Source organism: bacterium (assembly GCA_016699045.1).
GTDB lineage: Bacteria > Babelota > Babeliae > Babelales > RVW-14 > AaIE-18.
Genome location: CP064957.1, coordinates 905033 through 929169, shown reverse-complemented (window position 1 = coordinate 929169; position 24137 = coordinate 905033). Strand labels below are relative to the sequence as shown.

Here is a 24137-nt window from a genome sequence, read left to right as displayed (position 1 = left end):
CCTAATGATCTTAAAATAATAAAAAAAGAAAGGGGGGTGTTATGCAGCACCAAAAAACCAGTATGAAACGAAGACAGTTTCGGATCGGTGATCTTGCCCGAGAACTCAGCGTCAAAAAATATGTTATTCGTTTTTGGGAAAAAGAGTTTGAACTCAAATCTGATCGCTCTGATGGCGGCCAACGCTTTTATACCGAAGAAGATTTAAACATTTTTCAACACATTAAAAATCTTTTGTATCATGAAGGCTTTACTATCGCTGGCGCAAAAAAACAATTGGATTCTGAGTACAAACCAGCACTCATTTCTGAACCAAAAGCTGAGCAAAAATGTGAACCAAAATGCGAGTCAAAAGTTGAGCTACAAGCTGATGAAGTTATGGCCGCACATCGCGAAGAAGAGCCTGCTGAAGAAAAATCGATTGTAGCAGCAACCGTTGACGAGGTACAAATACCAAGTGCCCAGCAAGCGCTCTTTTTAAATGCCCTGCAGGAATTTAAACAAGAATTGTTGGCTTTTAAAAGAAATTTGGAAGAATAAGACTACCTTTTGATCTTTTGAGCCATAACGCTAAACTAAGCTCATAACGTATTATTCTTAGTTTTTTTAATGTAATGGCTGGTCATGCACAACGAAACAATTCATGGTTTTCTCGTTCTCAACAAACCAAAAGGCGCTATATCGTTTGATTGCATTCGTGCACTCAAGAAATTCTTTCCTAAAAAAACAAAAATCGGCCATACCGGCACGTTGGACGACGGCGCCCAAGGATTGCTGATCATTTGCATTGGCAAAGAAGCTACACGATGTTCTGGCACAATTATGAACGTAAGAAAAGAATATGTGGTGACGGCCAAACTTGGCGAACTTACCGACTCGTTAGATTACATGGGCAAGGTTCTTGAAACACATGATGCCTCGCACATAACTCGCCGCGACCTTGAAGGCGCCCTTGCCCAGCTTGGCAGCAGCTACTTGCAAACCCCGCCAATCTATTCAGCCCTCAAGCATGAAGGCAAGCCGCTCTATAAACTTGCACGCCACGAATTGTTGGACCAAGAAACGCTCGAAGATATTATCCAAACCAAAAAGCGCGTTGTGCAGTTGTACGAAACGCAACTATTGGATTACAATAATCCCTACTTTTCTCTGCGGGCCTGTGTTTCCAAGGGAACGTATGTACGCTCATTGGCGCACGATCTCGCCAGCAGCCTTGGCGTGCCCGCAACGACGTATGAATTAATTCGTACCGCTATTGGTAGTATTACGCTTGACGATGCGGTTGAGCTTGATGCATTACAATCGTATGAAGATGTTGTTAACCATCTGTTAACGGTTGAAGAAATGAGCAGTCGTCTGGGTTCAGAAGAATACTAAATATAGACCTAACAGAAAAAAGGTAGGATATTTTCATACTGCGCCCGTTGTTGATCGTCGTCTTCATAAGCAACAATAACATCATAGATATCTTTATACTTAAAATCTTTGGCAATATTTTTAGGTGTGCGATCAGTTGTATTTTTAATTGAATAATTAGCACCACGCTCAAGAAATAAATATACGCAATCAATATGCCCATAAAGTGTGGCCAGATGTAACGGTGTATTCTCATACCTGTTTTTACTATCAATGTTTGCCCCTTTTTCAAGCAGTATTCGCGCACATTCTGCATGGCCTTCCCGAGCAGCCCAATGAAGCGGGGTGTAACCATCCCCATCGCAAACATCAACCTCAAAGCCAAGACTAATAAGCTCTGCCACCATCTCATCATGCCCATTCATGGCAGCAAGATGAAGAGGTGTTCTTTTAAAAGAGTCTCTAAACATTAATTTTGTAGGATTAAAAACACGCCACAGATCTTGATAACGACCTTCTGCTGCCACGATAAAAAGATTATCCCCACCAAACATAGGACACGCAACAGAAACGGGCAACATCATAAGCACAAGAATGACCACTTTTTTCACGAATAACTCCTATTTTTGTTTAAATTTCACGGCTTGGAGCCAGTCATAACAAGCTACACAACAAACTCTTGTGATGAGTCATTCTGTTCAATAATAGAAAAAAACCGTTATGATCGATCACAGAATTAATCGATGAGAACAGTAAAATAAAAATGAATGGGTAAAAGAATGAAACGTAAGAATCATCAGTGAAAAATCTGAAAGAAATTGGTTGCGGGGGCTGGATTTGAACCAGCGACCTTTGGGTTATGAGCCCAACGAGCTACCAGGCTGCTCTACCCCGCGACGATTAACAGATTTTCAAAAGATCAACATTTCAAGCTCAGTATAAGGTTCATCTACTAATTGTCAACGAATATTAATTTTTTGTTTGTCCATACAAAGCGCCCAGCAAAACAGCCATATCGGTAGGCACTGGCTGTTGAAACTTATATTCGATTCCTTTGTAAGAAAAAGCGATCCGCCAGGCATGCAGCGCATGGCGCTTGATCAACTTGCTGGTCAGGCCATACGTAGCGTCGCCCAGCAGGCCATGGCCAATGGCGGCCAAGTGAACACGAATCTGATGCGTGCGACCGGTTACGGGTGAGGCGGCAACCAAACTTGAATCTTTATAATACGCCAAAACCTCATAATGCGTCAGCGCATCACGACTGGCAATCCCTTGGTGGGACATTTTATGCCGATGAACCGGGTGCCGGCCAATATCAAAATCGATAGAACCGGTCCTGGCGGGATGCTTGTTGACCACGGCCAGATAGGTTTTTTTCACCAGGCGGTCTTTAAAAAGCTTAGAAAGGGCGATTTGAGCCTTGTGGTTGCGCGCAATTAAAATCAGGCCAGAAGTATCTTTATCCAAGCGATGAATGATACCTGGACGTTCTGTGTCGTCAAATTCGTGAAATTCTTTAAAGCGGTACAACAGCCCCCGCACCAACGACGGCTCATCGGGGCTGGTCAGCGCATTGTGCACCACCAGGCCGGCCGGCTTGTTGATGACCAAAAAGTCTTCGTGCATGGCCACAATTTCAAAGGGAACATCAAGTGGCGACAGATTAAATTCATGCGCCGGCGCGAAATAAATGCTAATAAGATCGCCATTTTTGAGTTTATAGCTACTCTTGGAAGCGGGAGCATTGTTAATAAGAATATGCCCATCATCGATGAGCTTTTGAAAATACGAACGCGAATACTCTGGATACGTGCTAATCAAGAACTTATCCAAGCGTTCTGACGCCTGATGGTGAAAAATGATGATGGTAGAATCTGACATAACAAAAAGTCCCTTTTTAATAAGATATATGATTAAAAGTTTAACAAAAACAAAGCAATATACAAAAAGCGTTTTTTTAACTGGATAATTTGTGTTAAAATAAACTCTAATAGGAATTGGGGTTCATTTTCTTGAGGGTAACAATATGCTTGAGGTCCGTAAAATTCTCTTCCAAATCGAGAACAACATAGACGTAGTTTTGTCCGAAGAAACACCTCTAGGCAGTGATTTGTATAGAATCTTGACCGAACAACATCCCGCGGATATCGCTATGTTGATAGCCAGGCTTGGGAGCGATTACCAAGTTCCTTTGCTTATCAAGCTGCCACAACAGCTTGCTATTAACGTTTTTCGTAAATTGTCCGAAAACATTCAAGCGGAGCTCTTGGTGCAATTCGACACGGACTTTGCCACCACCATTCTTAACGGGATGCATGTTGACGAGCTGACGGATATTTTCGACAACCTTTCCGATGCCGACCTGGAAAAATACCTTAAACTTCTCCAAAAGAAGCAGCGCAACCAAATTATCTCCATGCTGCACTTCGGTCACGATTCGGCCGGCGGACGCATGAACAGTGACGTTGTCACGCTACAAAAAGATTTTACGGTCAAAAAAAGTATTGAGCTACTTCAGCGACTCAGCCCTGAAAAAGAGCTGTTACGGCGGATTTATGTCACCAACCGCGACAACGTATTGGTGGGACACATCACGCTCGACACGCTCGTTTTTAATAAACCCGAGGTCCTGCTCTCAAAAGTTCTTGAAAAAAATGAGATTCACATTTACGCCGACGAAGACCAAGAAGACGTTGCTCGCCAAATTTTACACTACGACATTTCAACAGCCCCCGTTGTTGACCGCCAAAATCACTTTCTTGGCGTAATCACCAGCAAAGACGTTATCGCGATTATTAAAGAAGAAGAAAGCGAAGACGCGTACAAGCGATTCGGGTTGTCTACGGTTGAGTATAGCTACTTTGCCACTCCCGCTTGGAAGCTTATTACGCAACGCGGCATCTGGCTGGTTGGCCTTTTGTTGTTGCAAAGCGTTTCAAGCTTGGTCTTAGGGCATTATGACGAAATGATTAAACAGTACGCCGTGCTGACTGTCTTTCTGGGCATGCTTATTGGGACCGGCGGTAATGCCGGCAATCAATCTGCCACGTTGGTCATTCGTGGCTTAACAACCAAAGAAATTTCACGACGCAACGTGTTTCAAGTACTCTTGCGTGAGTTTTGGATCTCAATCGTTATCGCTTCCATACTTTTTTGCGTAGGCTTTTCCCGCATCTATTTTTCTCATTATTATGAATTTTCTGCAGCACTGGCTGTCAACGCATCACTCTTTTGTATCGTCATTTTATCAATGCTGACCGGCTCAATCATCCCGATCCTGTTGGAATTTTTTAATGTTGATCCTGCTCATTCGGCCGCACCCTTTTTAACAACGCTTATGGATATTTTGGGTGTTGTTATTTACTGCGCCATCTTTGGCTACATTATGAGCTGAGCTCAACAACCCTCATCAAAGAGCGCCAAAATCATGCCTATTTGTAAAGAGTTGCGTGGTTTAAGCTTTTTTTTGAAAAAAGCGCTTATTTTTTCTTGACAGAAAGCGCATTGTTTTGTAAATTTCTCTACATGCAATGCAACGAAAAGGTTGTTTGCTGAGAGCCGCTAGCTCAGTTGGTAGAGCAACAGCCTTTTAAGCTGTGGGTCGCAGGTTCGATCCCTGCGCGGCTCACCACTATCTTTCAAATTTGAATATACGCGTCCCCATCGTCTAGCCCGGTTAGGACCCAGGATTTTCATTCCTGTAACAGGGGTTCAAATCCCCTTGGGGACGCCATACTTCGCTAAAGCTTCGTATGGCTTGCCAACTTTTTTAAAGGTTTGGCTTTAGCCATAAGATGACATTGTTACTAAAAAGCGAAGTATGTCCTTCGGAGCCTTGGCGAAGGAGGACAGGCACGGATAAAAACCATTATCCAATAAATTTCTTTAGTTAATTCTACAAATTCCGAATATCTTAATAGCTGTTTTATGCATTACGTATATCTCCTTCGATCACTATCTCACCCCGATAAAACTTATGTTGGCAGCACCACAAACCTAAAACAGCGACTTGAAACTCATAATTCAGGCGGCTCAATTCACACCCGCACCTATCGACCGTGGGAACTCATTGTCTGTCTGGCTTTCAAAGACAAAATCAAAGCAACAGCTTTTGAAAAATATCTCAAAACTGGGTCTGGCAATGCTTTTGCAAAAAAACGCTTCTGGTAACCTCTCGCTCTTCTAAACTCATTGCCTTATTAAATTTTAAAGCCCGGTAATTTTTTCTTGACCCTAACGTTACGTTATGCCGTATGATTAGTTTTAGTTGAAAAAAAGGTTGAAAAAATAAAGGGAAAATTTATGAAAAAATGGCAGGTAAAAGAATTCAGCGAATTGGCAAAAATATCCGTACGCACTTTGCATCATTATGACGAAATCGGCTTACTAAAGCCATCGCTGCGTTCATCAAATGGCTACCGTCTCTATTCCGAGCAAGATTTGCTTAAACTAGGTTCTGTTGACTTTTCAAAAATGTGATTTGAGTGCATGATAACACCAACAAAAAAAACGAGTTTATTAAAAACTCAAAAAGGCGTTATCATGCAAAGAGAGTATATCACAAATGAAGCGTGGCGGAAAATATATCAGTTTCTTAAAAAGAAAAAGGTATTTATGTTAGAAATGAAGGTCTTTGTAAGAGGTTCATAGTGGGTGTGTATTGGATTTTAAAAACAGGCGCTCAATGGCGAGAACTGCCTGACCGTTATGGCAACTGGAATAGCGTATTCAAGCGATTTGATGTGGAGTAAAAAGAAAATTTTTGAAAAATTGTTAACATTTTGTGCTGACGACCCCGACCTTGAATACGTCATGATTGATGCCACAATAGTAAGATCGCATCCTTGCGCAGCGGGTTATGGCAAACAAAGTGAAGAAGGCTTGGGAAGAAGTAAAGGTGGTTTTACTACAAAAATTCATGCGACAGTGGATGCCTTGGGCAACCCACTAAAAATTATAATAACTCCTGGTCAAAGAAATGACATAACGCAAGCTGAAACCCTGCTCAAAGCAACCCAAAATTCTTGTGTGATAGCCGACCGAGGTTATGATTCTGATGCATTACGAACTTTGTTAAATAATCAAAATGTACGGTTGTTATTCCGCCTCGATCTAACAGAAAGATTCAGTATGAATATGATGAGCATCTTTACAAAGAAAGACATCTCGTTGAATGTTTTTTCTCTAAAATCAAACACTTCAGACATGTCTTTTCTCGCTTTGACAAAAAGGCCCAGAATTACTTATCGTTCGTTTCTTTTGTTGGAGCAATTTTATGGTTACGATGAAAAGTCAACAGAACCTAGAACGCATTATAGCGTTAAAATACTTTGGTTTCGATCTCAAGCACATCACAGAACTTGTCGGTAAAGATGAGGACCTTAAACAACATCTCAAGGTTCAACAAACATATTTAGTCGAACAAATCAAGCAACTTCATCATGCCAATGAAACAATCAATGAACTTATTGCCGCACCAGCAAAATACATTGATTGGTCAAAGATTGCTACATTAATACGCATATACCAAATGGCAAAAGAATTACATAAAACATGGGCAGCGAAAGTCTATTCACCAGATCAACTTAAACAGTTTGCTGAATTAAAAACAAGCCTTACAAGTACGCAACTAAAAGATATCAAAAAGCGCTGGAAAGTGCTTAATGAAAAAGTTAAAAACAATTTAGATAAAGACCCACAATCCCCGCTTGCTCGACAGCTAGCAAAGGAATGGGTCGATCTTGTTACCGAGCAATATGGCGATCGAGAAGATTTAAAAAATGCTGTTTGCATGGCATATAAAAACAACCAAATTCCCAGTGCACCTTTTGATCAGAAATTATGGGATTGGCTGGAACAAGCTTCCAAATCATTAAAATAACGGGGGATACTTTTATGAAAAACATACTATCAAATCGCAAGTCTCTTGTATTTCATGATGAGTCGTTTGATTTTCAACTGATGCGCACCATGGCGCATACTGTTTGTGGCATGGCAGATATTAATGAATGTTTAGTAACTGCTCGCAACATTCAAGAAGGCAACTTTGAAAGCTGGTACCATGCATGGCACACACTTGCTGAACGAATCTTTAATATCGCAGAGCAATGCTTAAAAGAAGGACACCAGATCAGCGCTTTGTCTGCTTTTTTACGCGCAAGTAATTATTATCGAACATCAGAATTTTATCTTCACGGCAACCCGCAAGATACTCGCATACGCAGTGTCAGCAATAAAAGTCGCATCTGTTTTACAAAAGCCACGATGCTGGCGCCAACCACGATTACCGCAATAAAAATTCCCTACGAAAATACAATACTACCTGGCTACTTTTATCGTGTCGATACTAAACAACGACCAACACTTATCATACAATCCGGTTTTGATGGAACACAAGAAGAACTTTATGGCTACGCACTGGAAGGCGTTAAACGTGGTTATCATGTTGTAACCTTTGAAGGCCCGGGGCAAGGAAGTGTCTTGCGAGAACAACAATTACCTTTTAGGCCTGATTGGGAAGTAGTTATTCAAGCCGTTACCGATTTTGCAATAAAACAACCTGAAATAAACCCATCAATGCTTATTCTTTTTGGACTCAGCTTTGGTGGGCATCTGGCGCCACGCGGCGCCAGCGGCAATGACCACATAAAGATTTTGATTGCCAATACCGGCATTTATGATTGGCTTGAAGGTATTGCCAACAAATCAGGTTCATCAAAAAATGAGCTTTTACAAAAAGCAAAAAATCATAGTTCATCTTTTGATCATGCCGTTCAAGAAATTATGAAGGTAAAAACCGAAATACGCTGGGCATTTGAACACGGCATGTTTAGTTTTCAGGCTACATCGCCCAGCAACCTTATGAAAAAATACGCCGATTACACGCTTCAAAATCGTGCACATCTCATTACCAGCACAAGCCTAATTTTGGATTCAGAACATGAGCTGGCTCCAATGCAAGGACAAGCTCAGCGTCTGTACGATCATCTTACCTGCTCAAAAACCTTTATGTATTTTACGGCAGCAGAAGGGGCCGGCCTTCATTGCCAACTCGGCGCATTTCAGCTATCCTCACAACGTATTTTTGACTGGCTTGATACAAAAGTTAAAGAGTTATCATAAACCAAGAACGTTGCTATGAAAAATAATGTTGCCTTGCTTTGTCTAACAATTTTACTTTTATTCACAGCATCATACTTACAAAATAATTAATTACACAAACTTGCTCCGGAAAAAAATCATGCAAACGACTATCAGAAACACCGTTCGCTTTCTACTGCTCAATGATAACAACGAGCTCTTGCTTATGCGCGTCGAAAGCTTTGATATTGCCACACCCACCGGCAAAAGAAATAAACGCTTTTGGTGCACGCTTGGCGGACAGATTGAAGCTAATGAACCGCTGCACGACGCAGCCTTGCGAGAACTTTATGAAGAAGCTGGCATTAAAACGCACGAAGTTGAACTCGGGCCTGTGGTGTGGACCAATGAAGTTGACTTGGTGATTCATGGCAAACCAATCCACCTTTACCAGCAATTTATAGTCGCACGAACACAACAGCACACCGTTTCTCTTGATAACGCAACGCCAGAAGAACAGGATGTTGTTAAAGAATTGCGCTGGTTTTCATTGAAAGATATCCAAACAAGCAATGAGACGATCTTTCCTACTTTTTTGACTGATTATTTGCCAAGCGTTATTGCCGGGCACTACCCACCAAAACCGTTATATTTAGTCTAAAAATAATGCAGAAATAATCATTATTGCAGCCATGAGTATCATTAATAGATCTTCAAATAATGTTACGTAGGTCATGGAAATTTTAAAGACAGTCCCAAGACATGCACACATAATTTTTTTCCCTTGCAATAATTCATGCGCGACCCCTGCAGCACTTATCAGCATTAAGATTAAAGTAACCAAATTAACAAACGATAACTGCCAGCGCAACAAATACAAAGCCCCCAATGAAACCTCTATAAATGGGTATAGTAAGGCATATGATCGACTACGTTTTGCAACAAGATCATACATCGCATATGCTTCTGCAAAATTCCCTAATTTTATTATTTTGAAACCACCAAAAATAATAAAAAAGAATCCCATGAAATCAAGCATACTTGATTGTATAAATGAATAAATTTCAATGGCTGGCAATAAAATTTGTTTAATAATTACGAAAATGATGATAATCAAATACATAATAATGATGGGAAAAAAATCCTTCAGAGAATAATTTTTCATAGTTTTACCTACTTTAATTTAAGCTTTATAAAATATTTTGCACTACCAAAATGCCTATGGAAAAGAAGTCATAGAGTTAAAAAATATCTATTTTTCAGACACCTGAATCTTAGAAATCACAAGCACTTGTCCAGGCTTTTCATAGACCCGCCCTGTTATTTTTATCTCTACTTGATCATTAAAAGCTTCCTGCACAACCTCTTTAAGCCGTTGGTCATGCTCGTCTATTTCAAGATAAAAGGTATCATTTGTAGTTCCGATATGGAAAACAAGTTTTTGATTATTTTCTTTTATGGTTCCAGTTGCTGTAATATTGTGCATAAGATTACATGCACATCCGGCCTTTTTTACTGCCCTAAAAAGAAGCTGCTCAATGTCCTCAAAAGAAAGATTATTGCCTCTTTTTAAGTTGACACGAAATAATCCCTCTTTTAGCTCAAGAAGAGCAGTTTTTTCAACCTCTTTAATGTTTTTTACTGTATTGATTACCCCAGTAATATAACTTGATCCAACCAGCCCTTTAATTTTTATATCGACTTCTTTAATTTCTTCTTTGGCATATAAAACATTAGCTGTAAATAATGCAACAAGATACGTAGCCCTTCGAAACATTGTCATAATATATATTCCCCGCGATAAGAGACTATTCTGTAACAGCTGGCTTCATATTTTTTAGATCTGATACTCCGAATGAACCATCCGGATGCTTATGAATAAGTGCTATAATTTCAATCACACTGCTCTCATCAACAAAATGTGCCATACGTGATTCTTTTTCTTTGGATAAAGTATCGCCCTTTTTATGAGTATCATTCAAATAGATTTTTGATCCTACCACATTTGCAAAAAATCCAAAATCATCCTTTTTTACAACGCCGGTAGCAAAGATTGTATCAATGCCATCAAAAGAAAATGTTGCTTTTTTTATCGTATCATCAAGGCTTTTTTCAATCTCACCAAGTGATTTTGATGTATTTCCCTTAATTATTAAATCAACCTTACCACTTTGCAAGTCAATATTTTTTACCTTCTGAATATAGGGTAAGGCTTCAAGCGCCTTTTCCAAACTATAAGAACAAAATGGACACACCATACCTTTAATTTTAACAATCAGCTCTTGTACACTTCCCTTGGCATCAGGCTGCTTTATGCTATCCATTTGGGAATGTACTGAAGCAAATATCAGAATAAAAAAATACAAAACAACTGTTCTTTTGATAATGATTGAGTTCATCATCTTAAAAATCTCCTTAATTTATTTAAAAATGAAGGTCAAGACCTACGGCAAATCGCAAATCATGTTTAACTTGTTGACCATTTACATGCTCAATCATTGGTACCTGTATACCAGCTTTAAGTAATATATTTTTTTTCGATGCAAAAATCGTTGGGCCAATAAAAAATACATACCCACCCGAATCTTGATCTTCTTGATCAGCGCTTCTGTCTTTTGCGGTAAAAACACCATCAATTTCAATAAAAAATAACCAGTCCAAATTGTAATAAGTAGCTGTTTCCGGTCTAAATCCAGCAGCAAGGGTTAATGTTAACTCATTCCCATCTTGAAGACCATTTGCTTGTGTTTTAATATCATATGCGACAGTACCAAAGTAACTATTTTTTAGCATTTCCCTACCAGCTGCCAGTGCAATAATAAAATCAAGCAATCGATTTTCTAAGAAAGGATTTTTGTGCAAACCAACAGTAGGCAATCTAAAGCCTCCAATGAGTACCGCTTGGTCTCTTTTTCCATACAGATAATCTTTGTATATTCGTAACTTTGCTCGTATTTCTATTTTTCCAAGCCCCGCTGATTTATTAATCTGATTAGTTTGTTCATCTAAATCTTCTTTGTTAATAAAAAAAGGAATTTCTGCAGATATGGCAAGGTATTCGGTAACGCCATACATAATGTCATAATTTACCGTTGTTTCCTTTTCGTAACCCCTTTTTTCATGCTCAATTTCGCCCTCAATGGCAAAACCTCCCGTCCTAATAAGCTCAGGCCCTAGCCCAAAAAGAGGTTCATGCGCCCAAAGTTGTTTTGAGCAAAACAAAAAGACACTAAGCAATAGATAAAAAATCTTTTTCATGTCTACCTTAAATTTGTTACATGATTCCCAAAAATTTAAATAATGGAAGCGCAAGATATGCCATAAAAAAACCAATTAAAAGTATCGCTGCTGAAATAAAAAACATTGTCTTATTTAAGTTAGTTGCTATATCACATCCAGAATTGTGTTCTTGATGACTAGGCGAAATTGAAATAGGACATTCTTGTTGAATTTTGAAAAAAACATAATAAGCATTAATTCCAAGAAGGATAAAGCCTGCAATAAATAACCATATCTTAATTTTGCTTAAGGTTATAAGAAATGGAAAAATAGCAACAAGCCCTGCAAATGCAGCACCAAAACCCATCAGCCCTAAAAATGCCGGCAAAGCACAACACACAAGTGTGGAAAAAGAAAAAAAAAGCGAAACAACCTTGATTATCTTTGATACTATTTGGTTCATAAACCCTCATAAATATTTAGCATCCTTTTATTTTTATTTAGTACATGCTTTAGTACATACTATAATTATTATGAAAATTTCAACAAATTGATTATTTGGGTAGCCCTGCGCCAAGAAAACGCATAATTTAAAAAAGATTATATTGCGCACTTTTTTAGGATTAATCCAATCATTTTTCTCACATTTGACAAGATTATCTCAATAAAAGTATACTGGAGCTGAATAGTGATTTTATTAATTCTTTTTCAATGAGGGACTTCTCATGAAGAAAACATGCGCCGCAGCGCCAATGCAAGAACTGGCAAGCCAGTTACGCAGCACGCAAAACGCTCGCTCAATCACAAACTCTTTCGATGCTTTAGCATCATCAGTTGCTATTCAAGCACTTTCTCATTCCCATCTTCATCATCATCGCGCTCATTAATTCTGAGCACTTATTCCCATTTTTTTAATTAGTTAAAACGCTTTAAGCGTTGTTGTTTATATTTTTTTAGTTTTCCAAAACCGCCGAGTACTTGCACACTTTTGTGCACACACTTGCTGTTTTTTTTATACGAAAGGCTTTGTCATGAAAGCTTCAGTTAACATGTTTTTTGCATGCTTTGTATTCATTTGCATGAGTTTAGTTGCGTGGTCAACATGCCGTTTTACCACTAAAAAACAAACTACGAACACGTTGGTTGTTGGCACGGTAGGCGGCTACGCGCCATTTGTCAGCATGAACGAAAAGGGCGACTACGAAGGTTTTGATATCGATGTTGCACAAGCGCTGGCCGCAAAGCTAGGCAAAACATTGGTCCTGCAAGATCTTGGTTCCATGGCACCACTTTTGATGACACTTGAACAAGGCTCCGTTGACGTTGTCATCTGGGACATGACCATCACCAGCGAACGCTTACAAAAGTTTGCGATGGTGAGCTACCAAAATACCGAAATCAAAACAACTAACCCACTTATTTTTTGGCAAAAAGTTCCGGCTGGCATTACCACGCTGGCGGATCTGAAAGGCATGACCGTGTGCGTTGAGCCCACATCAGCCCAAAGTTCTATCATCAATAAATACCGCGACATCTTTATTTTACCAACAGAAAAGATCGATGATGCGCTCTTAAACATTCAGTACGGCAAAGCTGATGCAGCATTTGTTGACCAAGCCATTGCGCAAAAATTTAAGGCAAAATATCCAGAAATTCAAATCGTCGACATGCCGCTTGACGAAGAAGATTTTTTGCGCGGCAGCGGTATCATGATCAAAAAAAATAACACCGAACTGATTCGTAATGTTGAAGCCGCCGTCGAACAATTAAAAAAGAGCGGCGCCATCGCCACCTTCGAAACAAAATGGGGGCTAGCATGAACGCGCTGACAAACTACAGTGTTTTATTATTCAACGGCAGTTGTGTAACGCTTGGTGCCTGGCTTTTTGCCGGCACCATCAGCATGATACTAGGCACCTGCCTGGGCATTATCAGCTGCCAACAAATCGGCTCACGCGGCATTATTGCTACGATCAGAATTTATACGTTTGTGACAAAAGGCATCCCCGTTTATGTACAGATTTTACTAGCGTACTTTGTGTTGCCGCAACTGATTGGTATTAACCTGCCAGCATTTTTTGCAGCGACCGGCGCGTTGGCAATCTGCTCAAGCGGGTATGTTACCGAAATTGTACGAGCGCAGATTAATGCGATTCCGCGCGGCCAGTGGGATGCCTGCTTTGTGCTGGGTTACTCATTGCCACAAACTATTAAAAGAATTATTGCGCCACAAGCGCTTAAACATGCCCTACCGCCACTGATCGGCGAACTGGAACAACTGCTCAAAAGTACCTCACTACTGGCCACGATTGGCGTGACCGAGCTAACGCGCGTTGGCATGAATATCATCTCGCGCGAACTCAACCCACTCCCCGTCTACCTTACCATTGCCGTTATTTATTTACTGTTTTCAGGAATGTTAAATTGCTTAGCATGGCTTATTAATCGAAAGGCTTGCTCATGATCAGCGTTAAAAATCTTACCGTCGCCATCAACAACCAACCGTTATTACAAAATGTATCCTGTTCATTAACCGCGGGGCGCATCACGAGCTTTATTGGCAAGAGCGGGGCGGGCAAAACAACGTTGCTTAAAACCTTGGCGGGCTTGATGATGCCGACCAGCGGAAACATTATCGTGAATGATAAAAAACTTTCTACGCTTACCGCACGCCAACGCTCTGAAGAAATTGGCTACGTCTTTCAAGATTTTAATCTGTTTCCACAACTGACCGTTCTTGAAAATTGCATCGATCCGCTGCTTGTTCATGGGCAAGCGTACGAGCAAGCGCGGCAACGCGCGCTCAACTGTTTGCAAGATTTGGACATGACTGATTTTGCAAATCGCTACCCAAACCAACTTTCTGGCGGCCAGCAACAACGCGTTGCCATTGCACGTGCTTTGTGCTTGCAACCACGCGTTATGCTGTTTGATGAACCAACCGCTTCGCTTGATCCGGCCAACACCACCATCTTGATTGCGTTACTCAAAAAGCTTGCCGCCAACGGTTTGACAATCGGCTTTTCAAGCCAGGACATGAGCTTTGTGCGTGGTATGGTTGATCGCGTTTATTATCTTGAAGCAGGCATAATTGTTGAAAGTTGTGAAAATGTGCAAGAGCTTGAACAGTGCGTAAAAATAAAAGACTGGGTTGCGTGATAAGTTAATCACTCTTTTTTGCCATACAATTGACTTGCCTTTCTTAATTTCAGTACGGTCATCACAACAAATGATAATTGTGTATAAAAAGAAGGTTTTGTATGAAAAAAATGTTTGTGCTGTTACTTTTGATGAGTACTAAAATTTTTACTGCAAGCAGCAGCAAAGATGCACGTTCTTATCAAAAACCTTATCTTTGCATCGGCGCAACACCCATCGATGGCTCTCTTGATTTTTTTAATGAAGAGGGAATAAAATTCGCCCAAGAACAAATAATCCTTACACTAAAACATACAGAAAAAGAAACAACCCCAACGCCACTCCTGGAACTCTATCAATCACTAGCAAACACCGGCATAGAAGGAGCTTGCGATGAAGAAAGAGAACTAGTCAGAAATTTATTTTCTTTATTGTATCAATACAAACCAGAACCAGAAATACAAGCAAAAAAAAGCATTATTCCTTTTCCGCTCGCACTTGCTTGCATTATGGGTGCCCGAGCAGCCGATGACCGAGACCTAGAAAAACTTGCCTGGCACAAATGGCGCCGTTCAAGCATCTGGATTCTTAAAGAGATTGCAGAATACTCGATAAATAAAGATATTGATGATGCCGCACAACATCTCAACTTGCGCACTAAAGACCGAGCTACAGGCTTACAAAACCTTGTTGTAGCAAGTAAGCAAAAAAAATTACTCCGAGCTACACTATTTGCCTTGCTGCTTTTGTCTGAATATCATCGGCAACTTGATTATGAAAGCTTTGAACCTTATATCTAAAATTAATCCTAAAAAATCTATCTGACGGGCGTTTTACAAGTTTTATCATTTTTGAGATACTGGAAATTGGCGGGGGATTTATCCCAAAAAAAGACTATTTCTTTAAAAAAAATGGGGCAAACATGAAAAACGTTCTAAAAAAAATAATTCTTGGCGTAATCTTTTTTTGTTCGCATCTTCATGGCGCAGCCAACGCTGACTATAAAATTTTTGCAATTCCTGGTCAAAACGGCTTGGGCAGTAACCAATATTATGTCGCTCAGCAAGTGGGTGTATCACCAGAAAAGATTCTTATGGTTGATATTCCAACCGCGCAAGAAACAATTGATTTGGGCCAAGATAACTGCATCAAATATCTTGAAGATTGTTATCAAAATGCCAATGCGAAAAATTCGGATTATATCATTCACGCAACATCGCAGGGAACGGCAACGGCACTTAACTTTTTAGCCAAACATCCTGAAGCACAAACAAATCTCAAGGCTTTAATTTTGGAAGCACCAATGGCCAGCGGTAACAGCGCGATTATTCACAACGCCCACCAATTGGCCTGGTTGCCTGATTGGATCGTTCAATCAACAGCACCCCGCATTGCTAAAAAATTCATATTTCCAGCCTACGACCCCGCAGGCATGCAAGTGATCAAATCAATCGCAAAATTAACGAATAAAAAGATTCTTATCGTCCTTGTTCATTCGACCCATGACCGCTGTCTGCCATACCAAGGCGCATGCGCTCTGTACTATGGTCTGAAAGAAAATGGCTTTGAAAATGTCTATTTTATTACACAACAAGATTCTGACACCCACGTATACATTTTGAAAGATTCAAGCCTTATTCTCTCTATTCTTGAAAAGAGCAACATTGTGCCCGCACAACCTTGGGTAGTTAATGATGTCGATAACGGCAATTTGACCGTTCATCAGCCCGATCATGCCAAATTCAAAGACGATTACAAAGCCATCATGGCAAACGAATGGCTATAAAACAACATCCGAAGCTTACAAAAGGCCATTTTTTAGGCTTTTTTCTCGCTGAATAAATTATTAAAAAGAGGCCAATAGATCCATTGAATCGGCCCACTGGCCTCTTTTAATGACAAATATGTTATTTGGCGGTAGTATTTTTTGTCAAAGTCGAGTAAAATAAGATAGTAGGTACCCGTATCTATATGAATATATCCGATGTGTCGAGTGAGCTTCAGCATTATTCGCAGATTCTGATATTGGAAGAATTACTAATTTAAACCGAAGGACACTGTGAATAATACGTTTGATGATTTTTTACTCATGCCACAAATGCACGATGCACTCAAGACTCTTGGCTTTTCCACACCAACGCCTGTACAATCTGACGTCGTTCCACTTTTACTCGAAAATTTTAAACAAGACGTGCACGTACAAGCACAAACCGGAACCGGCAAAACATTAGCATTTGGTATCCCACTTATCCACGCTATTGACCCAACCAACAAGGCGGTTCAAGGCTTGGTTATGGCACCAACACGCGAACTTGTTTTGCAAATCTATGAAAGCCTTAAAAATGTTTCAAAAGGTACCGGCATTGTTATTGAACACATTTGTGGCGGCATGCCTATCAACGCTCAAATTTCTGCACTGAGACGCGGCGTACACATTATCATTGGTACACCGGGCCGTATCAATGACCACTTGGAACGCAAGACTCTCAAACTTGATGGTCTTAAAGTTTTAGTATTGGACGAAGCGGATATCATGCTCGACATGGGCTTCATGCTTGAAATTGATGCCATTTTAAAATTTGTTCCTGAAGAACGCAGCATTTGGTTGTATTCAGCAACAGTCATGTCTGGTATTCAAAAATTAATCCGCTCACACATGAAAAATGTGATCAGCATTAAATCATCACAAGGCGCTCCATCAAGCGCATGCATTAAGCAATATTATTGCATGGTGCCGATGAAAAAACGCCTTGAAGCAACTATCCGCTTTATTGAAGCAGCACCAAGTTTTTATGGTATTATCTTTTGTCGCACAAAAACTTTGACAACTGAAGTTACCGAAGAATTGGCAAGCAGAGGCTTTAAAGTTAACTGTTTACATGGTGATATGAAACAAACATTGCGTAATCATGTTATCAAAGGTTTTAAAAACAGAGACTTTTCTATCTTGATCGCAACTGACGTTGCTGGTCGTGGTATTGACGTTTCAGATTTGACTCACGTTATCAACTACTCGATTCCTGATGAATCTGAAGCATATGTCCACCGCATTGGCCGTACAGGCCGTGCCGGTAAAGAAGGCATCGCAATTATGTTTATTACTGGCTCAGAACGATATCGCCTCAAGCGCATTGAAGCCGTTGTAAAAACATCATTGTCTGAAATTGCCGTGCCACCAATCGATTCAATCATTACCGCTAAAATGAGCGGCATTGCTGATTTTATTGAACAAGCTAAAAAAATCGCTATTAAAGAAACGGGTGTAGACAAAGCGTTGACTGAGCTTATTAACTCATTCACCGACCAAGAAATTCGTTATTCCTTCGCTGTTGCGTTGAAAGAAAAGTTCTTGCAAGGCATTCGCGAAGATGCACACGATACTGAATTTACTGAACGCGGTTCATCTTCCGCTTATGGTCACAATGCACAGATTCCTCAAGAAATTTGTATTGAACTTGGGCAAGATGATGGACTTGACGAAGACATGATCAGCGAGTACATTTTAGCGGTGTGTGGTATTGAGCCACAAGACGTGAGCAAGTTACGCGTTTTGAGAAACAAGACGTTTATTGCCGTTCCTGAAAGCAAACTAAAAACAAGTATCAGCCAAATGCAAAGCACACCGATCATCGACAAAGCGCATCGCGTTCACGTGGTGCAAGATGTATACAGAGAAAAACAACAACAAAGCAGCGGCAGACCTCGTCGTTTAAGCCCACGCAGAGACAACAACAGAAGCAACGACAACCGTGGCAATGATAGCCGTGGTTCTGACAACAGAAGCCGCGATTACCGCTCTCGTGATAACAACAGAGATTCACGAAACCGAAGAAGTGCATAATGATTGTTGATGCAGTAGTAGTTTTTATTATTCTGCAAATTACTTTGTTACTATTTATGGTGGGACATGATTGGATTCATGTCCCACCATTTACCAATATTCCCGATCTCAAAAAAGCACATTCGTTTAACGACCGTGTACTCACCACCTGCATTAATACCAGTTTCGTATTGCTGCCATTGTTGCTCACCGTTCGGTACCAACCATACTTTCCAGAACGCGTTTCCATTATTTTGATTATTTTTTACAGCATACTTACGCTTGGCACCTTGTGCGCCTGGTGGATTCCTTATATTTGGGGTAGCTCTGAGCAACACAAGCACGGGTTTAGAGAATATCGTAAAACACACCATTTTCTGCCAAAACGCGGCACCAACGTTGTACCAAACACACTTCATGTTATACTGCATTTACAGGTTTGGGCGTGTCTTGCACTCTCAATCTATTTTTTGTTGCAACAATAATCGTACACAATGAAAACAATAAAGGAACTCGGCCATGCTTAGAGCACCACAATTTATCGTTGGTTTCATATTAACTTTTCTTGGTGTGTTTATTATTATGCCATTTCTTACCGCTGGCATCATTCGGCTTCTCATTGTCGTACTTGGATTTTATTTGTTGCTGTCTGGCCTCAGACTTATTCGCGAGTCATCAGTACCCAACAAAAAACACCGTCATCGAGATTTTTACGATATCAACGACGATCAAGAATAATATCCAATCCTATTCTTACTGCCTCATATAAAGTCATCTTACCCCATAGATTTTTCAAGAATCTTGCTTCATGAAAGCAAATCTTGCTATGCTCGGCGTACAAAATATAATATTTTCTGATATAAAATAGTAACGCAACGGTCATTAATGATTGGTAGAATGTTAACTAAAAAATGTAAAGGGAAGTAATAATGGATAATATGAATATGCCAAATCTAGAAATTGTTAAAGGCTTACTTGCTGTTATTGGCGGGGTTGTTCTGATATTTTTCGCCTTTAAAATGATCTTTCAGATCGTTTGCTTTGTAACAGGATTTTTGCTTATTTATTATGGACTTGCCATTCTCAATATCAAACAAGCTACCGATTATATTGATCAATTTTTAGCAAAAGTTAAATCAATCTTTGGGCGCTAAAAATTTTGCATAACGTTAAAATAAGAGAGAGCCTGTCATTTTAAAATGACAGGCTCTCTCTTATTTGACCTAATAATTATAGATTAAAAATATTAATCAAGCATTCGTCATGCGTTTTTTTAAGCGCTCACTTCTACGAGGCCCCTCATTCTGTAGCGTTCGTGCGAAAGAAAGATCTAGATCACGATCAGCTTGAGTTTGAGCTGGTACACTGATTTCTTGAACTGGAGCTACTGTCAGATCTTGATTAACTGCTTCTTCTGGTGCCAAAGCCACTGACTCCGAAACTGCATTTACAACAGGCTCAGCATCGCTTGAATTTTGAATGAGTTCTTGCAATGGAGCTGCTTGCTCAGCTGGAGCTGGCGCATTTTGATCAGCTTCTGCATTAAGAACTGGTTGCTGAACCGAAGCCTCTACCTCTGAATCTGAAGCTACTGGTAAATTCTGAACTGAGTTTACGTCAGGAACAAATGCTGGCATATTTATCGTCAAAACTACCGATTCATTGTGAGGAACTAAGCCATTCTTAACCGAAGCTCTGTCTTGAGTAAGCGTCGCCTCTACAACAACTCTTACACCTGAATTAGCTTCTGAATTGGAAGCAGCTTGCTGAACCGAAGCTTCTACTTCTGAACCTGAAGCTACTGGGATAACTTGAGCTGGGACTAAGTTAGGAACAGGTGCTTGTGTACCAGAAACAGAAATTTGTTCTTCGGCCACTTTGTCTACTGCTTGACCATCAGAACCAACCACAGATTCTGCGGCAATAGGCTTTTCACCAGAACCTGATGGTGCGTTAGCTTTCTCAGCTTCTTTACCATTTTCAACATCGTTCTTTTCTAAAATGTCTTTTTCAGGCTCTTTATCATTCAAAGAACTATCAGATTTTTTGTCATCAGATTCTGAACCTTGAGATTGTTGTCCAGCAGGTTGGCCTCCTGCGGGTTTATCATCTGCTGGTTTTTTAAATTCTTGCCATACCATCCACGCACTCAAGCCCAACAACGCAAGTTCCAATTTTGCTTCAAGAGACTTTGGCTTGCTTGCCAAAAACACCGAAGCCATACGAACAAAAGAATTCAATGCATCAGCTTTTACTTGTTGTTCTGGATTATCAGTTGCCAGAGCTGAAAAAGTAGTCAGTACGGCTTCTGACAGCGGCAACAAAACATATTGAAGACTTACTAAAAGTTTATCAACTTTTTTATGAAGCTTGGCATCACCTTTTTGTTTTTCTGGTGCATCAAAAGATGTTATCATAGCAACTAAGTCGGCAGACAACGCGGCTACGTCATAACCAAGCCACGCAAGATTGTAATGTTGTTTATTTGTTGTCGAATTATGCAACGCCAAAACACCATTGCTGACACGTAACACATCAAGTAACACCGCAAGCGCTGCCGCCCTTTTAACATTACCTTTTTTTTCATGATAAATATGCGAGAAAAGCGCTGGGCCTCTCAACGCTGCGGTAGTAATTTGTGCCAACTGTTCATAAGAATATTTATCATTGGTGCTTGATAAAGCCTTATTTTCTTCGACTGAATAAACATTGAACAAGCAAAAACCTGCAACAAGTAACGTAGCTATGCCTGAACGCAACGTCTTGTGATGGAACAAGTACATAAAAAAATCTCCTGAGTGTGTGATTAAAAAACAACAGAAATTGCCGCAAATATATGAACAACCCTTGCTAAAACCGTGTTGCATTTTAACAAATGAACAATGAATGTAAAGCAAATAATCAAGACTCTTTCGCTATTTCATACTATCTGAAAACATGATTGCGCAATTTTTTGCCCAGCTATTTACTAACACTCAAAAAACAGACATCCGTGCGTTTTTAATTTTGAATTTTGTGATATACTAATTTCCACATTCAGTCATTTTTTTATCATAAAGGCAGGGCCATGGATAAACGGTACGATCATTTAGTATGTGAACAAACTGCACGTACATTGTGGGAAAAAGAGTCTATTTATTCTTTTAATCATGAAAGCACAAAACCAGTCTACAGTATTGATACCCCACCACCAACCGTCTCTGGTACATTACATATTGGCCATGTTTTCTCATACACTCATGCCGACCTTGTTGCTCGCTATAAACGCATGCAAGGTTACAACGTTTTCTATCCGATGGGCTTTGACGACAACGGCCTACCAACCGAACGCTTTGTAGAAAAAAAAAATAAGACCAAGGCCCACTTAATGAAGCGCTCTGAATTTGTAGCACTTTGTTTAAAAGAAACTGCCGACATAGAAAAATTATTTGAAAACTTGTGGCGCACCATGGGCTTGTCGGTTGACTGGACAAAAATTTACTCAACCATTTCTGATAATGTACGCAAAGTTTCTCAATACTCTTTTATCGATTTATATAATAAAAAATTAGTCTATCGCAAACAAGAACCATCGTTGTATTGCACTACCTGCCAAACATCAGTTGCGCAAGCTGAAATAGACAACATGGAAGTTGCAACAACATTTAACGACATTTCGTTCACCACAGAAGACGGACAACAATTAACCATTGCTACAACACGCCCCGAATTGTTGCCTGCATGCGTTGCAGTATTTTATCATCCCACCGATGCGCGCTACCAACACTTGGCGGGCAAGTATGCCATTACGCCAATTTTTGAAAAAAGAGTGCCACTCATTGCTGACGATCAAGTAGACCCTGAAAAAGGTTCTGGCTTGGTTATGTGTTGTACCTTTGGCGACCAGATGGATATTGCCTGGTTTAAAAAACATTCGCTGCCAATTATCGAAACGATTGGCCGTGATGGCAAATGGGCAGCATTGGCAGGCGAACTTGCAGGACTGCGTGTGCACGAAGCGCGCAAAAAAGTACTTGAGTTACTTGAGCAAACCGGCAAGCTTATTGCTAAAAAAAATATTACGCACAATGTTAATACCCATGAACGCTGCAAACAAGAAATTGAATATCAAATTCTTGAGCAATGGTTTGTTAAAATTCTTGAAAACAAAGATACATTCATTGCCTTGGCAGACAAAATTAATTGGCGACCTGCGTATATGAAAGCCCGCTACAAAGACTGGGTTCAAAATTTAAACTGGGACTGGTGCATTTCACGCCAACGTTTCTTTGGTATACCGTTCCCATTGTGGCATTGTACCGATTGTAAAACCATTGTTTTAGCTGATCTTAAAGATTTACCAATAGATCCACAAGAGCAAGCATTTCCCGGCGGCAGCTGCACCAACTGCGGCTCAACAGCACTCACACCAGAAACTGATGTGATGGATACCTGGAACACTTCATCGCTCACGCCGCAAATAAATGCTTTGTGGCCAAGCAACAACTCACCATTTTCTATGCCGATGTCTATGCGCCCTCAAGCACATGACATTATTCGTACGTGGGCATTTTATACCATCATAAAATCATACTATCACCACAACCAAATTCCGTGGAATGATATCATGATTTCTGGGCACGTACTGGCCGGCAAAGGTGAAAAAATTTCCAAATCTAAAGAAAATGAAAAAATGACGCCTGACGGACTTTTAAAAGAATTTCCTGCAGACGTCATACGTTTTTGGGCCGCAAGCGGCAAACTTGGTACTGATACAGCCTTTAGCGATAATCAGCTTAAAATCGGTCAAAAATTAGTCACAAAATTATGGAACGCTTTTAGATTTTGCAAAGACTTTTTAGCAGACTATCGCCCATTAACAAACAAACCATCGCTCAATCAATTGAATGAATGGTTATTCGATAGACTCGAAAAAACCACAAAGCAATATAAAGAAGCTTTTGAAGAATACGAATACAGCCAAGCACTTGATGCTGTTGAACGATTCTTTTGGCATGATTTTTGTGATAATTATCTTGAGTTAATTAAAGATCAATTATTCAATCCTGCCAATTATGATCAAGCAATTATACAAGGAACGCAGCACACGCTCTACGAAGTTGGCTTTGGTATTTTACAATTGTATGCACCATTTGTGCCACACATCACCGAAAGCATTTATCAGCTGATGTTTAAAAAACACGAATCCACGATTTCGTTGCACATCACCAAACTTGACTACCAACGCTTTGCTCAATCGTACAGCTCCAGTGCGCAGATCATAGAACACGTGCTGGCAATTGTTGCTCATGTACGCCGACTTAAAAGTGAACAACAAGTCTCGCTAAAAACTTCATTGCAATGTTTAACCATTTGCGGTAAAGACCAAGATTTATTAGACTCTCTGCGTACCCAAGCTACTTTGTTGCAAGGCATAACCAAAGCTGAAACAATTTCTTTTGTAGCAAACGATAGCGCGACACGTATAAGCCTTGATGGCGAGATTCTTGCCGCAACTGTATCGTTAAGGCTCGAGTAGAAAG

At 40.1% G+C, this 24137-nt stretch carries 27 protein-coding genes, 3 tRNA genes and 1 pseudogene; 22 read left to right on the top strand and 9 right to left on the bottom strand.

All coding sequences use genetic code 11. From position 1 onward, the window contains the following. Positions 1 to 41: 41 nt before the first annotated feature. Both IPF37_04205 and truB read left to right on the top strand, forming a co-directional pair. Positions 42 to 539, top strand: a complete 498-nt coding sequence (locus IPF37_04205; protein ID QQR48736.1) for a MerR family transcriptional regulator — start codon at positions 42 to 44, stop codon at positions 537 to 539. An 84-nt stretch (positions 540 to 623) separates the two neighbouring features. Next, positions 624 to 1376 carry a tRNA pseudouridine(55) synthase TruB gene (gene truB, locus IPF37_04200; GenBank protein ID QQR48735.1) on the top strand — a complete coding sequence of 251 codons (753 nt, stop codon included), beginning with the start codon at positions 624 to 626 and terminating at the stop codon, positions 1374 to 1376. Positions 1377 to 1384: 8 nt separating this feature from the next. On the opposite strand, the gene IPF37_04195 is transcribed toward truB, so the two are convergent. From IPF37_04195 to IPF37_04185, 3 genes are all read right to left on the bottom strand, one after another. After that, positions 1385 to 1966, bottom strand: coding sequence for an ankyrin repeat domain-containing protein (locus tag IPF37_04195; GenBank protein QQR48734.1), 582 nt, complete (start codon positions 1964 to 1966; stop codon positions 1385 to 1387). Between the two features lie 208 nt (positions 1967 to 2174). Then, a tRNA-Met gene (locus IPF37_04190) sits at positions 2175 to 2251 on the bottom strand. A 73-nt stretch (positions 2252 to 2324) separates the two neighbouring features. Further along, positions 2325 to 3239, bottom strand: a complete 915-nt coding sequence (locus IPF37_04185; GenBank protein QQR48733.1) for an RluA family pseudouridine synthase — start codon at positions 3237 to 3239, stop codon at positions 2325 to 2327. 145 nt (positions 3240 to 3384) lie between these two features. On the opposite strand from IPF37_04185, the gene mgtE reads away from it, so the two are divergent. From mgtE to IPF37_04140, 9 genes and pseudogenes are all read left to right on the top strand, one after another. Then, on the top strand, positions 3385 to 4752 hold the full coding sequence (gene mgtE, locus IPF37_04180) for a magnesium transporter (protein ID QQR48732.1): 1368 nt from the start codon (positions 3385 to 3387) through the stop codon (positions 4750 to 4752). 161 nt (positions 4753 to 4913) lie between these two features. Continuing rightward, positions 4914 to 4989 (top strand) — tRNA-Lys (locus tag IPF37_04175). Positions 4990 to 5014: 25 nt separating this feature from the next. Continuing rightward, positions 5015 to 5091: transfer RNA gene (locus IPF37_04170), tRNA-Glu, on the top strand. A gap of 194 nt (positions 5092 to 5285) precedes the next feature. Then, positions 5286 to 5528 (top strand): GIY-YIG nuclease family protein, encoded by a 243-nt coding sequence (locus IPF37_04165; protein ID QQR48731.1) that lies wholly within the window; start codon positions 5286 to 5288, stop codon positions 5526 to 5528. 132 nt (positions 5529 to 5660) lie between these two features. Next, the gene (locus IPF37_04160) at positions 5661 to 5837 is read left to right on the top strand and encodes a MerR family transcriptional regulator (protein ID QQR48730.1); all 177 of its coding nucleotides are present in this window, start codon (positions 5661 to 5663) and stop codon (positions 5835 to 5837) included. A 63-nt stretch (positions 5838 to 5900) separates the two neighbouring features. Then, positions 5901 to 6646: pseudogene (locus tag IPF37_04155) on the top strand (IS5 family transposase). Further along, a complete protein-coding gene (locus IPF37_04150; protein QQR48729.1) occupies positions 6643 to 7239 on the top strand; it encodes a TipAS antibiotic-recognition domain-containing protein in 597 nt (198 codons plus the stop codon). The pseudogene IPF37_04155 and the gene IPF37_04150 overlap by 4 nt, the downstream one beginning before the upstream one ends. Positions 7240 to 7253: 14 nt before the next feature. Further along, positions 7254 to 8480: a hypothetical protein gene (locus tag IPF37_04145; protein QQR48728.1), complete on the top strand. Its 1227-nt coding sequence runs from the start codon at positions 7254 to 7256 to the stop codon at positions 8478 to 8480. Positions 8481 to 8580: 100 nt separating this feature from the next. Beyond that, positions 8581 to 9099, top strand: a complete 519-nt coding sequence (locus tag IPF37_04140) for an NUDIX domain-containing protein (protein ID QQR48727.1) — start codon at positions 8581 to 8583, stop codon at positions 9097 to 9099. Here the strand turns inward: IPF37_04140 and IPF37_04135 are convergent. The 5 genes from IPF37_04135 to IPF37_04115 form a co-directional block, all read right to left on the bottom strand. Further along, positions 9091 to 9603, bottom strand: a complete 513-nt coding sequence (locus tag IPF37_04135) for a hypothetical protein (protein QQR48726.1) — start codon at positions 9601 to 9603, stop codon at positions 9091 to 9093. The genes IPF37_04140 and IPF37_04135 overlap by 9 nt on opposite strands. An 87-nt stretch (positions 9604 to 9690) precedes the next feature. Then, positions 9691 to 10221, bottom strand: a complete 531-nt coding sequence (locus IPF37_04130) for a hypothetical protein (GenBank protein ID QQR48725.1) — start codon at positions 10219 to 10221, stop codon at positions 9691 to 9693. A gap of 25 nt (positions 10222 to 10246) precedes the next feature. Further along, positions 10247 to 10840 carry a heavy-metal-associated domain-containing protein gene (locus IPF37_04125; GenBank protein ID QQR48724.1) on the bottom strand — a complete coding sequence of 198 codons (594 nt, stop codon included), beginning with the start codon at positions 10838 to 10840 and terminating at the stop codon, positions 10247 to 10249. Between the two features lie 22 nt (positions 10841 to 10862). Continuing rightward, positions 10863 to 11696 carry a hypothetical protein gene (locus tag IPF37_04120; protein ID QQR48723.1) on the bottom strand — a complete coding sequence of 278 codons (834 nt, stop codon included), beginning with the start codon at positions 11694 to 11696 and terminating at the stop codon, positions 10863 to 10865. Positions 11697 to 11712: 16 nt separating this feature from the next. Next, positions 11713 to 12120 (bottom strand): hypothetical protein, encoded by a 408-nt coding sequence (locus IPF37_04115; protein ID QQR48722.1) that lies wholly within the window; start codon positions 12118 to 12120, stop codon positions 11713 to 11715. 262 nt (positions 12121 to 12382) lie between these two features. On the opposite strand from IPF37_04115, the gene IPF37_04110 reads away from it, so the two are divergent. The 10 genes from IPF37_04110 (at position 12383) to IPF37_04065 (ending at position 19769) form a co-directional block, all read left to right on the top strand. After that, positions 12383 to 12544 carry a hypothetical protein gene (locus IPF37_04110; GenBank protein ID QQR48721.1) on the top strand — a complete coding sequence of 54 codons (162 nt, stop codon included), beginning with the start codon at positions 12383 to 12385 and terminating at the stop codon, positions 12542 to 12544. A 144-nt stretch (positions 12545 to 12688) separates the two neighbouring features. Continuing rightward, entirely contained in the window at positions 12689 to 13477 is a 789-nt protein-coding gene (locus IPF37_04105) for an amino acid ABC transporter substrate-binding protein (GenBank protein QQR48720.1), read from the top strand. Then, positions 13474 to 14121: an amino acid ABC transporter permease gene (locus tag IPF37_04100; GenBank protein QQR48719.1), complete on the top strand. Its 648-nt coding sequence runs from the start codon at positions 13474 to 13476 to the stop codon at positions 14119 to 14121. Before IPF37_04105 ends, IPF37_04100 begins: the two co-directional genes overlap by 4 nt. Beyond that, complete coding sequence (locus tag IPF37_04095; protein QQR48718.1) at positions 14118 to 14816, top strand: amino acid ABC transporter ATP-binding protein; 699 nt, start codon at positions 14118 to 14120, stop codon at positions 14814 to 14816. Before IPF37_04100 ends, IPF37_04095 begins: the two co-directional genes overlap by 4 nt. Before the next feature lie 101 nt (positions 14817 to 14917). Then, positions 14918 to 15595, top strand: a complete 678-nt coding sequence (locus IPF37_04090) for a hypothetical protein (GenBank protein QQR48717.1) — start codon at positions 14918 to 14920, stop codon at positions 15593 to 15595. Positions 15596 to 15717: 122 nt separating this feature from the next. Then, positions 15718 to 16581 (top strand): hypothetical protein, encoded by an 864-nt coding sequence (locus IPF37_04085; GenBank protein QQR48716.1) that lies wholly within the window; start codon positions 15718 to 15720, stop codon positions 16579 to 16581. 273 nt (positions 16582 to 16854) lie between these two features. Then, entirely contained in the window at positions 16855 to 18636 is a 1782-nt protein-coding gene (locus IPF37_04080; protein QQR48715.1) for a DEAD/DEAH box helicase, read from the top strand. Further along, positions 18636 to 19100, top strand: coding sequence for a hypothetical protein (locus IPF37_04075; GenBank protein ID QQR48714.1), 465 nt, complete (start codon positions 18636 to 18638; stop codon positions 19098 to 19100). The genes IPF37_04080 and IPF37_04075 overlap by 1 nt, the downstream gene beginning before the upstream one ends. Before the next feature lie 34 nt (positions 19101 to 19134). Then, entirely contained in the window at positions 19135 to 19353 is a 219-nt protein-coding gene (locus IPF37_04070; GenBank protein QQR48713.1) for a hypothetical protein, read from the top strand. 191 nt (positions 19354 to 19544) lie between these two features. Then, entirely contained in the window at positions 19545 to 19769 is a 225-nt protein-coding gene (locus tag IPF37_04065; protein ID QQR48712.1) for a hypothetical protein, read from the top strand. 96 nt (positions 19770 to 19865) lie between these two features. Here the strand turns inward: IPF37_04065 and IPF37_04060 are convergent, their stop codons facing one another. Next, positions 19866 to 21398 (bottom strand): hypothetical protein, encoded by a 1533-nt coding sequence (locus tag IPF37_04060; protein ID QQR48711.1) that lies wholly within the window; start codon positions 21396 to 21398, stop codon positions 19866 to 19868. Positions 21399 to 21682: 284 nt separating this feature from the next. Here IPF37_04060 and IPF37_04055 point away from each other — a divergent pair, with 284 nt between their 5' ends. Beyond that, positions 21683 to 24133, top strand: a complete 2451-nt coding sequence (locus tag IPF37_04055) for a valine--tRNA ligase (GenBank protein ID QQR48710.1) — start codon at positions 21683 to 21685, stop codon at positions 24131 to 24133. The last annotated feature ends 4 nt before the right edge of the window (positions 24134 to 24137 follow it).